Source organism: Companilactobacillus jidongensis, assembly GCF_003946575.1.
GTDB lineage: Bacteria > Bacillota > Bacilli > Lactobacillales > Lactobacillaceae > Companilactobacillus > Companilactobacillus jidongensis.
In genome coordinates this window covers 14,190-28,698 of the sequence record NZ_RHOP01000010.1, presented here as the reverse complement: position 1 = coordinate 28,698, position 14,509 = coordinate 14,190, and the positions used below count along the sequence as shown (strand labels likewise).

General features: G+C 37.1%; 13 protein-coding genes and 1 tRNA gene. 9 read left to right on the top strand and 5 right to left on the bottom strand.

Annotated elements, in window-relative coordinates; genetic code table 11:
• Nucleotides 1-263: 263 nt before the first annotated feature.
• The 9 genes from EKM68_RS13620 to EKM68_RS07490 all read left to right on the top strand — a co-directional run bounded on the left by EKM68_RS13620 (nt 264) and on the right by EKM68_RS07490 (nt 7,462).
• Nucleotides 264-686 carry a hypothetical protein gene (locus tag EKM68_RS13620; protein ID WP_191987378.1) on the top strand — a complete coding sequence of 141 codons (423 nt, stop codon included), beginning with the start codon at nt 264-266 and terminating at the stop codon, nt 684-686.
• Nucleotides 687-726: 40 nt separating this feature from the next.
• Nucleotides 727-945 (top strand): hypothetical protein, encoded by a 219-nt coding sequence (locus EKM68_RS07525; RefSeq protein ID WP_125589408.1) that lies wholly within the window; start codon nt 727-729, stop codon nt 943-945.
• A 2-nt stretch (nt 946-947) separates the two neighbouring features.
• Nucleotides 948-1,334: an HNH endonuclease signature motif containing protein gene (locus EKM68_RS07520; protein ID WP_125589406.1), complete on the top strand. Its 387-nt coding sequence runs from the start codon at nt 948-950 to the stop codon at nt 1,332-1,334.
• 107 nt (nt 1,335-1,441) lie between these two features.
• Nucleotides 1,442-1,903: a phage terminase small subunit P27 family gene (locus EKM68_RS07515; RefSeq protein ID WP_125589404.1), complete on the top strand. Its 462-nt coding sequence runs from the start codon at nt 1,442-1,444 to the stop codon at nt 1,901-1,903.
• Nucleotides 1,900-3,618 carry a terminase large subunit gene (locus tag EKM68_RS07510; protein WP_125589402.1) on the top strand — a complete coding sequence of 573 codons (1,719 nt, stop codon included), beginning with the start codon at nt 1,900-1,902 and terminating at the stop codon, nt 3,616-3,618. Before EKM68_RS07515 ends, EKM68_RS07510 begins: the two co-directional genes overlap by 4 nt.
• Before the next feature lie 272 nt (nt 3,619-3,890).
• Nucleotides 3,891-5,084 carry a phage portal protein gene (locus tag EKM68_RS07505; RefSeq protein WP_125589400.1) on the top strand — a complete coding sequence of 398 codons (1,194 nt, stop codon included), beginning with the start codon at nt 3,891-3,893 and terminating at the stop codon, nt 5,082-5,084.
• Complete coding sequence (locus tag EKM68_RS07500) at nt 5,077-6,624, top strand: phage major capsid protein (protein WP_125589398.1); 1,548 nt, start codon at nt 5,077-5,079, stop codon at nt 6,622-6,624. Before EKM68_RS07505 ends, EKM68_RS07500 begins: the two co-directional genes overlap by 8 nt.
• Before the next feature lie 228 nt (nt 6,625-6,852).
• Nucleotides 6,853-7,140: a head-tail connector protein gene (locus EKM68_RS07495; RefSeq protein WP_125589396.1), complete on the top strand. Its 288-nt coding sequence runs from the start codon at nt 6,853-6,855 to the stop codon at nt 7,138-7,140.
• Nucleotides 7,124-7,462, top strand: coding sequence for a phage head closure protein (locus tag EKM68_RS07490; protein WP_125589394.1), 339 nt, complete (start codon nt 7,124-7,126; stop codon nt 7,460-7,462). Before EKM68_RS07495 ends, EKM68_RS07490 begins: the two co-directional genes overlap by 17 nt.
• Before the next feature lie 383 nt (nt 7,463-7,845).
• Here EKM68_RS07490 and EKM68_RS07485 read toward each other — a convergent pair.
• The 5 genes from EKM68_RS07485 to EKM68_RS07465 form a co-directional block, all read right to left on the bottom strand.
• Nucleotides 7,846-7,918, bottom strand: a tRNA-Glu gene (locus EKM68_RS07485).
• A gap of 67 nt (nt 7,919-7,985) precedes the next feature.
• On the bottom strand, nt 7,986-9,752 hold the full coding sequence (locus EKM68_RS07480) for a hypothetical protein (RefSeq protein ID WP_125589392.1): 1,767 nt from the start codon (nt 9,750-9,752) through the stop codon (nt 7,986-7,988).
• A gap of 129 nt (nt 9,753-9,881) precedes the next feature.
• Entirely contained in the window at nt 9,882-11,108 is a 1,227-nt protein-coding gene (locus EKM68_RS07475) for an L-lactate MFS transporter (protein WP_125589390.1), read from the bottom strand.
• A 283-nt stretch (nt 11,109-11,391) separates the two neighbouring features.
• Nucleotides 11,392-13,809 (bottom strand): flavocytochrome c, encoded by a 2,418-nt coding sequence (locus EKM68_RS07470; RefSeq protein WP_125589388.1) that lies wholly within the window; start codon nt 13,807-13,809, stop codon nt 11,392-11,394.
• Nucleotides 13,809-14,432 carry an NADPH-dependent FMN reductase gene (locus EKM68_RS07465; RefSeq protein WP_125589386.1) on the bottom strand — a complete coding sequence of 208 codons (624 nt, stop codon included), beginning with the start codon at nt 14,430-14,432 and terminating at the stop codon, nt 13,809-13,811. The genes EKM68_RS07470 and EKM68_RS07465 overlap by 1 nt, the downstream gene beginning before the upstream one ends.
• Nucleotides 14,433-14,509: the final 77 nt, after the last annotated feature.

Sequence of the window (14,509 nt, the reverse complement as noted above, 5' to 3'; positions counted from 1 at the left end):
CATGACATGTACCATCGTTAAAGCCCGACATATCAGACGTTACGGAGTTAGGTACATGTGGTACATGTAAATACCAAAGTATTAAAAAAAGGATAGTAAGGACGTACAAGCGTGCGTTATTTAAAAGTTTCATACCCACATGTACCATGTACCCAGCTGGTAAATAACTTCTCTATCCTTTGTGGCTCAATGACTACATACGTGGTACATCACATGTACATGATGTACGACATGTACCAACTCACTAAGAAAGGAACACACAAATGGAACTACAAGATAATTACACCCGACTATACAGGTGGATAAAGCAACGACACCACTTGGTTAAGAATAAATTACCCCCCACTATCGGGGTATTAGATCCCGATGGTTACGATGATCCCATTAGATTTTTAGACCTGTCACCGTTGGAGCAAGTGGAGCTGGTTACGTGGGTACTCAATACATTGGCACCCAGTAAAGGAATTAATTACGCTGATGATTCTTACAGTCTTAAACACTATTTCAGTGATTCAGGTTGTGGCTTTTACATTATGAATGGAATGTTTAAAGGTGCAATGTTGGTCGCTGGTTTTAAGGTTGCGGACAAGCAGAGTAAGAACTGGTGCTTCAATATTAAAACGTCCAGTACCACCAACCTATATCGTACGAAGGCAAACATTATTGATAAGAAAATTAAATATTAAATTAATTGATTGATCTAATTTAAACAGAAGGTAAATAAAAATGATTAGAGTATTAAAGTATTTTGATGGTAAAGATATTCAAGAAATTAGATTGGTTAAAGATAAATTGAATATTGATGAACATGATGGAAGTTTAAATATTTATCACAACGATCAATTAGTTAAGACAATCTTTACAAGTAATTATTCGATTGACTTCAAAGATGAAGATGAACAACGTACTGATGAAGACATTATGAGCGATGAGCACGGGTTCTAGTTATGGCTAAACCAAAGAAGTTTTGTGCTAAAGCAGGTTGTAATGCTTTGATTGATTTCGATAAAACTTATTGCGACAAACACAAAAGTAAATATCAATGGCGAAAGTCTTATGAAGGAAAGTATTTACAGTTTTATCATTCAAAAGAATGGAAAAAACAATCAAAATTATTCTTATTACAAAATTCGCTTTGTATTGAATGCAAAAGAGAAGGAATTATAAGAAAAGCTGATTTGGTCGATCATATTATTCCACTAAAAGACGATTGGAGTAAACGCCTAGATTGGAATAATTGGCAACCCCTATGCCAGTACCACCACAACGAAAAAACCAGAGCAGAACAATATTCAAAGCCCCATCACAATTTACCCCCCACCCAAAATTTTTAACAGATGAACGCACACAACTTTTCTGTGTGTAAAAACTTAAATAAAAACGCTGTTATATGGCGATTTAAGCCGTTTTAAGGCTATTTAATAGAGAAAGGAATGATTTAATGGCATCAGGCGGAAAGCCTAAATTAACAGGCTTCACAGGCGATACAACTAAGGAAACACAAGCCGAAAAGAAGCAAGCAGAGCAACAATTATTCACATATGCCGAACTAAACAGTACGCCCCCTACCTGGTTAAAAGGAACGGCAAGAAGTGAGTGGAAACGGCTTGTACCACTACTCAAAAAAGATACTCCCATCAGTGAATTGGATCGTAATACATTGGTTAGTTACTGTAATACCAGTGCTTTGATTATTGATTGCCAAAAAGAAATCAATGCTCATGGTTCATTCACTGAAAGCGGTAAGAAAACAAGCTACCTTATCACACAACAACAAGCACAACGCGATCTTAAAGGTTTCGCAACGAGTTTAGGACTAACGTTAGAAAGTCGCGCCAAACTTGAATATGGCAAGGCAAAGAATACTACTCCAGATGATGATTTTAAGGACTTACTAGCGTGAGTTATGCCGAACAATACACCGATGCAGTCCTAAACGGTGACATCATAGCTGGTAAAAAGATTATCCAGGCTTGTGAGCGATTCAAGAACGATCTAAAACGTCAAAATACAAATGAGTTCCCTTATTATTTTGATGAAGAAATTGAAAAGAAAATAATAAAATTTGTGGAGTTGCTACCTACCACCGATGGTAAGAAGTTACACCTGGCGACGTTTCAGAAATGGATATTATCAAATATTTATTCCTGGCGTGAAGTCGACACTGGCAACAAGCGTTTTGACCGTGCATTTATCAGTATGGCACGTAAGAATAGTAAGACCTATATAGCTTCTACAATGGGTGCTATTGCCTTGCTGATGGAGAAAGAACCGCAACAAGGTAGACAGATACTATTTACCGCAAACGCCTATAAACAAGCTAGATTGGCTTATGACATGATGGCTAGTGAGTTAAGACAAGTGGTAAAAGCATCACCATATATAAGGCAACGTTTAAAAATTGGAAAGATGCAGATTACTGATAAGGATAGTAATAGTTTTGCAATGGCTTTATCAAGTGACACCACAACATTAGATGGTTATGGTGCAACTCTTGGAATTGTAGATGAGTACCACCTAGCTAAAAATAGAAAAGTTCTTGAAGCAATCAAAACTGGTATGAATAATCAAGCCAATGCGACACTGGCGGTTATTAGTACCAGTGGTGATGATACTAATTGCCCGATGTATGAAGATTATCAATTTTTGAGTAAAGTTCTTGAAGGCAAAGAACATGCAGACCGCTACTTTATAGCTATATGGGAGATTGACCAGGAAGATAAAGAAACTTTACTAGAACACCCAGAAATATGGATTAAGGCGAACCCATTGTTTGAAATTGAAAGTGTTAGAAAAACCATGACAAATACGATCCGTGATGATTTACAACTAGCCATTAAGCAAGAAAATGTTGCGGGTGTGTTGGTTAAGAATTTTAACACCTGGCAAAATGCTAAAACTAATCAATTTCTTAATATTGAAGATTGGCAAAACACACTTGTTACCGACAAGCCAGACATTAAAGGCAAACCAGTCTATATCGGTATTGATTTATCCAAGACTAACGATTTATCCGCGGTCAGTTGGTTAGTTCCTTTAAGCGGTGGCAAGTTTTATGCTGATAGTTTTAGTTTTGTTGGTAGTAAAGGTGGACTTGAGCGGAAAGAGCGACGAGACAATATTAGTTATACCAAGTTACAAGACCGTGGAGAGTGTGACATTACAACGCTTGATAGTGGCGTTATTGATTACTCTAAAATTTACGACTTTGTAAATAATTTAATTGATAACAACGACCTAGATTTACAGGCAATTTGTTACGATCCCTACAATATGAACACCCTTCTTACAGACTTTGAAAAGCAAGGCTATCCAATGATAGAAGTACGACAAGGTGCTATCACTCTATCGGTTCCTATTCGGGAGTTTAGAGAAGCTATTTATAACCGTGACATCATTCATGGTGATAACCAACTTTTGGAGTATGCCGTTAATAATTCGGTTATAAGATACGATTCGCAGAACAATGCCTTACTTGATAAGACACATTATGAAACTCGTATCGATCCAGTAGCAGCGTTATTAGATGCCTGGACAGTTGGAAAATCATATTTCAAAGATGTTGAAGGGAGTAAAGCAAACAATGACTTTTATAAATCAGATGATTTCAGTTTTTAAAAGCTATCTACCTACATGTGTATTAATTATAGGAATGATTTTATTAGTAGTAGCACTATTCTTATTGTTCGGTTTCAAGTGGGCTTTGTTATCACTGGCTTTATGTGTGATAGCAATTGCCATATTAATTAATAGAGGGGTGTAACTGTATGGAACGCCCTAGGTCTCCGACAAAATGAACTCGGCTGAAAACTCAGCTCAGTACAGCGGAAAATTCCGCTCTTGTTCAAAACGATAGCGAAAAAACCAATTAGAAAGGAGGTGAAAAATAGATGTTTTTTAAACCAGTAAAACAAGACCCTGGAGATGCTTTTCTTGATGCCGTTGTTAGTATGCAGACCGATGATTCTAACGTTTACTATGGTGCAAAAGCTATTAATAATAGTGATGTGTTTAGTGCAATTAGAATTTTAGCCAGTGACGTAGCTAGTAGTCCCATTCAATTATTGCGTGGTGAAACCCTGGCAAAACAGGATAAGTATTATAACCTACTAAACAACAAACCTAACGACTTAATGGACGGCTTCCATTTAAAGTTTGCATTGATGGCAAATCTATTACTTAATGGCAACTCATATGCAGAAATTGATGATCCAAACGATCCAAAAGAATTAAAGTTTATCAAAAATTCTAGTATGACTGTAAAGCAAGATGAGGACACAGGAACCTTAATATATGAAATTTCTGATTCAAGAAATCATACACGTCGTGTAAAGCCAGACCACATTTTACACTTCAAGTATTTTAGTCAAGATGGTGTAACTGGCGTTAGTCCTTTGATGAGCTTGAGAGATGAATTAAACATTCAAAAGTCGGGCAATAAAATGTTAGCTGGCTTCTATAAGAATGGTATTAATTCAAACGGTATTTTGAAAGTAAACAAGTCAGACCTAGATGCAGAGGCTAAAGGCAATATCAGAAGTGAGTTTGAAAAATCTAATGCTGGAGCTGGTAACAGTTCAAGAACTCTAGTAATGGATAGTTCAATGGACTATACCCCACTAGAAGTAAATACCGATATATTGAAGCTAGTTAATTCTAACGACTGGAGCAGTAAACAAATTGCGAAAGTATTCGGACTTTCAACTTATCAATTAGGTGTAGAAGAAAATCATTCCAGTGTTTCCCAAACTAATATGAACTATATCAATGGTACTTTGAGCCATTACTTCAATGTATTTACCGCCGAACTAGACTTTAAGTTTTTAAGTCATGCTGACAAGCAAAGTTTCAGATTCAATACTGATAGATTGTTTAGCGTTGATCCTGAAACGACCACAGAGAACGTGATAAAAGCAGTTCAAGGTGGTGTTTTAACCATCAATGAAGGAAGAAAGAAAATGAACCTTCCAGCCGTAGATGGTGGCGATAGTTTACTTGTAAGTTTGAATTATGTTCATCTGGATAACATGGACAATTATCAAAATAATAAAGATAACAAAGGAGAAAATTCAGTTAATGAATAACGATGAAAAAGAAAAACGCTTGAACACAGATGCTAGCTTATCCGCTCAACCTACCAAAGAAGATACGGGAAATAGCACTGATTCAAACGCCAATAAAGATGATAACACAAAGGACGACCAACAAAACGGCAAGTCTTTAAGTGGATACGCCATAACATTCGGACAACCTAGCAAGGACTTAGGTGGGTTCACAGAAGTTATTGATAAAAACGCCCTTGATGATGTGGACTTGTCAGATGTATACATGGTTTCAAACCATGATTTTAGTAAGGTATTAGCAAGTACCAAGGCTGGTACTTTAAAGCTCAATGTGGACGATAAAGGTTTACATTTTGAAGCACAACTACCAGATACAACAACCGCTAATGATACGTATGAAAATGTAAAAGATGGCAACCTATCAAGTATGAGTTTTAGTTTTGCCGTTGCAGATGATGGCGATACATTTACCAAAGATGATGATGGCAATGTAATTAGAACTATCAAGCAAGTTAAGTCATTATTTGATGTATCAGTTGTGGCAATTCCAGCGTACGATGATGCAAATGTTCAAGTAAATAAACGATCTTATGAAGAATTTATTAAAACATTCAATAAAAAGGAAGTTAAAAAAGATATGACAGAAAAAACAATTTTAGATGGTAAAAACGTGGAAACAAGAAGTTTTGAAGACTACATTCGCTCCGAAGGTGAACAACGTGACGGACTTACAACAGAGTCTGCAAAAGTTGTTGTTCCTAGTGAAGTTATCAATGATGTATTTGACTTGAAACAAAGCAAGTATAATCTGGCTCAATATGCAACTGTTAAGAACGTTGGTACTCCAGTGGGAACATACCCCGTAGCAATTTCTCAAACAGCCACACTAGCAACCAAGGAGGAACTTGCACAGATTGCAGACGTTAATGCTGAAATGTTTAAAGGTGTCGATTATAAGGTATCTACTAGAGCTGGTAAGATTTATCTATCTAATGAACTTGTGGAAGATTCAGAAGTTAATATTATTCAAGAAGTAAAAGCCCAACTTCAAAAGATGGTCGAAAATACAGATAATCAAAATATCGTTAAATTACTAACTTCATTTACTAAGGTTTCAGCAACTAATCTAGATGACTTGAAGAAAGTTTACAACGTTGACTTAGATCCAGCTCTTGATAAAAGTGTTATTACTAACCAAAGTGGTTTTAACTGGCTTGATACTTTGAAAGATACAGACGGTCGTTACATTCTACAACCAAGTATCACTGCTGTAAGTGGTAAACAATTATTCGGTGCTGATGTAATTGTAATCAGTGATAAATTGTTACCTAGTCCAAAAGCAGGCGTACTACCAATGGTTATTGGTGACATTGCTCAAGCTGTATTTGTTGCTCGTAAGAACCAAGTACAAGTTCAATGGGATCAATTCGATTCATATTCTCAAGGACTTGCTGTTATCATCAGAAATGATTATGAAAAGATTGACGAAGATTCAGCAAGATATATTGAAGTAACACCTGCAACCGCAGTAACACCTGCAACCGCTGAAAAGACAGCCTAGCCAATAAATTGGTATTGCCACTTTTGGCAATGCCTTTTTTGATAGATGAGGTCGTTTCAACCGACCACAAGAGGTCTGCACAATTTTGCGCAGTCCCCTCTTTTAAGTTGCTCAATACTTTTCCCCGAAATTGGGGTAAAGGACAAAATTGTCCTAAACGATCTGTTTTAACTAAAATACCTGGACTGTCAAAATGGAGGTTCAGCTCAAGAAAGGAATTTAATATAAATGGTTACATTACAAGATGTTAAAAATAGTTTGCGTGTGACACACGCGCTAGACGACACTCTTTTACAAAATTACATAGACACTGCACAAGATTACATTGTAAACGCCGTTAATCACAACGTATCAGTAGATGAATTTGATAAATATAAACAATTTGATTTTGCTATCAGTTTACTGGCTCAATATTGGTACAATACCAGGAACACCGACACTGATAAACAAGTACCAACAGAAGTATTAGCGATGATACAACAGTTACGGGGGCGCTTAAATGAAACAGCTGGTTAATAACCCTAGTGAACTAACAGAAGTAATAGATTTCTATGGCAAGACTTATGAACAAAATGACGATGGTGTAATGGTTCCTAGTGAAGGTAAAGTATTTACTACCTGGTGTAAAGTTCTAAGTGATTTATTCAATGACTATAAGACGGAAGCTGGCAATTTTATGAGTAGTAAAACTTCCTTTGTTATCCGACACGAACAACCAGAAGAAATTGATACATCTATGGAAGTTCATTGGAATGGTAAAAAGTATAAGATTGATAAAATATTAAAAGATAATAGCTATAAACAGTATGATACTGTGGTTTGTACGTTTGTAAAGTGATATAATATACTTATGGTAGATATAAGAAATATCTATCAAATAAAATGATTCAAGCTTTGTAGGTCTCGTTTTATCGAAGTTTTGCAATACAGTGAGTTTTTTCTTGTTGGTAAGAAATTCTTTCGTTTAGCAGTAGCACTCCTTAATGCTACACAATATTTAATTTTCTAGTCTGGTAGAGATGCCAGACTTTTTTTTATGCACAAAAAAAGAACACCGATCAAGTCGATGTTCAAGCGCCGTACAAACTTAAATGTTTTTTCGTGGCTCCGTCGTGGCTCCGCTTTATTGTAAATAAGTGATAACCAGTGAAGAACTCAATTTATAAAACGTTGATTTATCAAGGGCTTTGACGACCCATGACAATCTGTAAAACTCAATTATCACCCGTATGGGAATCGAACCCATAACTCCACCTTGAGAGGGTGGCGTCTTAAACCATTTGACCAACGGGCAATCAAACAACAAATAACATTTTACCTGTTAATATGCTGTTCTGTCAATACATTAATTACTATTAATTTCAATCCAAACTCTTATTACTAATATCTTTGACGACGACAACCGTCTTACCATCTTTATAGCCGGTAAAACTAACTTCATCCCCATTTTGAATAAACATGTTCCGAGGATAATCTGTTATCGAAGCATAGAAGACATTCGCATTATTATTCATCAAAAAAGCAACTTCATTATTATTAACTTTAACAACACGTTTAATAGTTCCATTAAACTTCTGTTTCTTACCTGAATGTGATGAACTTGCCGTACCTAGGTCAGAGTTAAACAAGTTACGATATTTTTGTAATGTCGACTTGGCATCGGTCCCAACAGCAACAGTATCTTGAGTACCATTACCATTTGCTAACAAATAAACATATGACATGAAGGCACCATTATCATCGATCATCGAAACAACCCAAGTTGGCTTACCATCAATTCGATACAGCAATGGCATATTGGCCTTCCATTGCGTTTGTTTCATTCTATTCTCAGCCAAACTATCGGCACGATTAGGTGTCATAGCATCGGCTTCTTCACGATAGTAATAAGTTTTACCAGTCTTGGCATTAACGTACATATATCCCAATACCGAAGTTTGTTTCTTATTATTACTTGTCATTGATGTAAAGTAATAAATATCATTTTTGTAGGCAATCGGAGTAAAAACATCCTCTTTACCTTCAGTACCAACGTTATCAACCGACTTCATTACTCCTAGACGCGAACCACCGAATCCATGGGCATTCCACCAACCATTACGTTCAGTAGCATAAGAATAAATTTTATCACTCGCAATATTTGGATCAAAGGTAACATCGACCCATTTTGGTTGATCTCCTTGCTTATAAATGTTTACCTTACCAGTTACTGAATCTAAAACGGCTACATAAATTTTTCGATAATTTTTACGATTCGATAACCCATATTGTTTGTACAACGTTTGCACATAATATGGATGTCCAGACTCATTGATTTCAAGTTGTGGAGCACTTCCAGAGATCACCAGACCACGGCCAACGATTGAAGCATATATTTTACGCCCAGCATCATGACCAAAGTACGCTGAAGGAGTATATCTCATACTCTTACGAATGAACTTTGGCTTAGCATTTTTGGAAGTTGCGTCAACAATAAAATAACCAGGAACCTTTTTGTAATGATTATATCTAAAGAATGAGCCATCAAAATCCAGTGGCGAAACATAAACTAACTTGTTGTGATAAAACTGAACTCTAGCATGATTCAACGAATAAACATTTGAATCCGGAACGTTCGATAATGAATTTTGCATTTGATTACGAACCGTCTTATATGAATTAACGACTGGTACTTCTTTACTTTTTGAATTAATAAGGGGCATCGGAGCATTTTTTGTCGTTGAGTTCTCAGTGACATCAGTAATTTTGGCAACTGACTTAGTCGTCGCATAACCTGCGGCAATAATAACAACTATCAAAAGTCCTAGTGCCAACATGGATCCAATAGCTGTTAACAAAAATTTGCCTTCAATTTTATGTAATTCACGCTTTGAGATTGCTAAAATGGCTCCGTGAATCGCTGAAGATATTGCTAATGTTAACAGGTTTACCTCAAGGACAACCTTCCAAGTTTGATCTGGTCCCATAAAATAAATAAAAAATAATGAAACTAAAAATAATAATATCTGTACACCCACGTGAAATTGAACTCGTAAGTTAGAACTGTGATTCTCGATCAATGCATACACAAATGGAACAAATGACAACGCTGTAAACTCAAGCGTCAATAACAAAAATAATAAAAACATACTTCATCCCCCATAATTAAAATTTATTCTACATAGCTCTTATCCAGGTAACTTGCCGTGATTTAAGTGTAACAAAAAAACTGCTTATATCTAGTACATAAGCAGTTTCAGAAACTATTATTATTTTAATTATCCAGTAACAACTTCGACAGATTCTCTCTTCTTCAATTGCATATAAACTAGATTAAATACTAATCCCATTAATGCAACAACAATTGCTACATAGAATGCTTTAGAGAAATCTCCACCGTTAGCTGCGGCCATATTAGCTGCAACCTTGGGTCCGAAGAAGGCGGCACCAGAGTATCCACAGAAGATAATGCCATAGTTAACACCTTGGTTAACTGGTCCATAATTTTCCATTACAAGTGGTGGGAAGACTCCCATTACACCACCGAAACAAAGTCCTAAAACAATGATTCCAATTGCAAATCCCGCTTGTGATGACATCGTAACTAAGACGATAAATGCTAGCACAATAACTCCAAGAATAATATTTAAAGCATTGTTACGACCGAATTTGTCAGAAACTGTTCCCCAAACAACACGTCCAGCACAATTACTTAATGAATAAAGACTTACATAGAGTGCGGCTGTGCCTGCTGAAAGTTTGAACATCTGTTGTCCAATAACAGCGGCATTAGATGCAATCATTAGTCCTGAAAAGGCACCTGTAAATAGCATTAAGAAAATCAAATAGAAATATGGTGTCTTTAACATAGCAATCCAATTCTTGTTAGGAAGACCTTTTCCATGTCTTTCTGGAGGATTCCAGCCTGCAGGTTTGAAATCAGCGGGTGCTTCTTTGATGAAGAAACTAGCAATGGCAACGATGACCATATAGGCAATTCCCAACATACGAAATGCGTACAATGCATCATGACTTTGAATGAAACTATTGGCAATAGGTGCGGCGATGATAGCAGCTCCACCCATTCCGGCAGTGATGATACCTGAAGCAAGTCCCTTTCTATCTGGGAACAATTTAATAGTATTACTTAAACAACCTGAATATGCTAATCCCTGACCAAGTCCACCGATCAAACCATATGTTAGATACAACATACTTGGACTTGTAACTAATCCAGTTAAGAAGAAACCTAATCCGAACATCAATCCACCGACAACAACGGTCCATTTTGCCAAATGCTTATCAGTCAAAAATCCACCTAAAATCATCGGAATTGGACTGATTGCAGAATTGATGGTAAAAGCTAACATAATTTCTGGCATGCTCCAGCCTTTGCTGGCACTCAATGGTCCAGCGAAAACACTAAAAGCATATACAGCTCCGGTACAAAGTAAAATTGCAGTTGATGCGACTAACACTTGCCAACGATTAATTTTTTTAGTCATTGTAGTTCACCCCTATTCAATTTTCTCCACTCTCTAAACGAGTTGCACAAAACACCTTCCTGCGCTTACTACGATTAATAATTGCACCAACTTCGTTGGCACCATCATTAATCTAGGTAATGCTCAGAAGCTAACCGTTTTGTTCCACTCTCTATTAAAACGAGTTGCGGAAAACAAATTTCTCCGCTTAGCTACGGTATGTAAAAAATGCACAAACCACATCGTTCACTTACCTATGCTATGCTCAAAGCTATGCTCAAAATTTCCCGTTTTCCTCCACTCTCTAATCTAATACTTTATCCTCAACCGAATTCTCTCCAGCAATACGACCAAACGTGAAGATATCTGCTAACGAATTACCGCCTAGACGATTACCAGCATGTAATCCTCCGGCAACTTCACCTGCGGCATATAATCCATCGATGATCTCGCCATCTTTGTTCAATACATGCGTACCTGTATCGATCTTCAAACCACCCATTGTATGATGAACAGCTGGTTTTCTTGGTGTGGCATAGAATGGTGCTTTGACAACTTTCAAATCAAATACATCTTTACCAAACTCCGGATCACTTCCAGCATCAACATATGAATTATATTTCTTGATAGTATCCACTAATACCTCTGGATCTATCTTCAATTGTTTTGCTAACCCTTCAAGTGTATCGTCACGGAACAGTGTTCCTGCTTTAACTTGAGCATCAAGTTTTTCTTGAGATGTGTTATATGCCGTCTTCTTAATTTCATCATCCGCAATTAAGTAGAACAAACTGCCATTATCAATAGCTGCTTGAGTTAATTGATCACGACTACCATATTCATTAACAAAACGTTTGCCTTGTTGATTTACCATAATAAAGTTTGCTGGTGGAACTTGTAATCCAGTGAACAGTTCACCTGTATCTGGATCAGAAACTGGCATCATTTGTGAGAAGCCCATGCCGACTAAGTCGGCTCCAGCACTCAAGCCCAATTTGATACCATCACCTGTAATAGCCGGTGAATTGGAAGTTTGAATATCATCATCAATCTCAGTCCAATAAGTGTTGTATTTCTTCAACATCTTCGTATTGGCACCATAGCCACCTGAAGCTAGAACAACTGATTCTGCATGGATAGTAATTTTCTGTCCGTTAGCTCCACGAGCAATAACACCATAGATCTTGCCATCTTCGATGATCAATTCTTTAACAGGAGTTTCAGTCATCAATTTGGCACCATTATCTTCAATATACTTTTGTAATGCTTGGATATAGGCAAATCCTTCCGGACCCATAGGTTTGTGTCCACGACGCCATAAGGCACCAACTGGCATAGTTACTTCATTCTTATCAAATGACACGCCAACTTTTTCAAGCCACTTAACTGATTCTAATGCATGATCCGTCAAAATTTTTACTAAGTCATATTGTCCATGAATTTCATTACCTTGAAGGTCGGTTCTCTTACCACCTAAGTAGGTTTGAATGCGGAATAACAACTTGGAGTCAAACAAATATTTGCCATCACTATCAAGATAATCACCGATTTGTTTTTGTAATTTTTTGAAGTCGTCACGATATTCAGGATCAATATCATCCAGCTTCATATCCTTAATTTCCTTAAGACGATGTGCTTCTCCAGGAATAGCATCAAATTTATTTTGCCATTCAGGATCAGCAGCATTCATTGGACCACCAGCACGAACTGTATTACCACCCGGTGATGGGAATTTTTCGGCAACAATAACATTCTTGCCTTCATCCAGAACCTTGGCAGCCGCTGTTAATCCAGCACCACCGGCACCGACAACAACCACATCTGTCGTATACTCTTCATCTTTTTGAACGATATTTGAAGCCTTTGGACGTTTCTTCAAAATTTCTGGATTACCGCCGGCCATTTTAACAGCTCTTGCAACCCCATCGATGACCCCATGGCTAGTGATCGAGGCTCCGGAAATAACATCAACATTTAAAGTCTGACCTTTAACAATTTCTTGCGGAATTCTGGTAAAGACAACATCGGCGATACCTTTTGTTTCAGTTGAAGTGTCAATGTCGATATCTTCAATACGGTCTTTTGATAAGGTGACGGACATTGGCAGATCACCATTGTGACCCTTCGCAGTAACTTCGAATGTACCTGGTTTGAAGTTCAAATCTTCAGGAACATTCAATAGATTGGCAATCTCTGTGAAACGCTGGAACTTAGTAAAACAGCTCTCCAAGAAATCAACTGTCCCTTCGGACTTCAAATCACCATTATCATCGAAGGCTTTTTGTGCTTGTCCTAATAGAAATTCTGAACCGGGCATGACTGTCGCATTGACACCTGGAGCATCAAGAATTTGTCTCAAATGAAGCTGAGCACGTGACGAACCTTGTGGATGTAATGAAGCTCCAACAATCATAACTGGCTTGCCATCGAACGGATGCAGGTTGAATGACATCCACTCGAGAATACTGTTCAAAGCTGATGGAACTGAATGATTATGTTCAGGCGTGGCGATGATAACCCCATCAGCATCACTGATCTTAGTGTTAAACATTTGAATAATATCACTGTCTGATTGATCGTCCGATTCGTCAAACATTGGTACATCAGTCAATTCAAGAATCTCTATCTCGGCCTTATCACTGAAATGCTTCTTCATGAATTGCAACAACATGCGATTATATGATTTTGCAGCGTTTGTTCCGACGATTCCGATAAATTTCATTAGTTGTTGCCTCCTTCACTTACTTTTTCCCAACTAAAATTCTTGTTTTTTTCTGTTTGGAAACTGTGATTCTTGATTAATTGATCGGTGATATCTACAAATAATAAGAATTGATCAAAACATTCTTCCAATTCAGTAACTTTGTCTGCATAAACTAAATCACCATTATCATCAAAAGCTTGCAGTGAATGTCCTAACAAAAATTCTTCACTTGGCATAACACGAGCTTTTAATTCTGGAGCATCAAGAATTTGTCGCAAATGTCCTTGGGCACGTGATGATCCCAAAGCTCCATATGAAGCTCCAACAATCATTACTGGCTTATCTATGAATGGGCGAGATGTGTAAGATAACCATTCCAAAACACTCTTCAATGGTGCCGGAACTGTATGATCATATTCTGGAGTGGCAATAATTACACCATCTGCGGATTCAACTTTATCTGATAATGCTTGAATTTCTTCTGGAGCAATGCGATTTTCTGGTTGATTAAAAGCTGGTAGACCTTTAATCTCACAAATCTCAATTTCTGCTTTTTTCGAGAAATGCTTTTGCATAAATTGTAGCAATTTACGGTTAGTTGACTTGGTAGCATTAGTACCAACGATGCCGATGAATTTCATATTGGTGCCCCTTTCATTATTTGTTCTTTATTTCACAAATAATTTCAAAAAAATTGGATTCCTTTTTGTACCTTTGA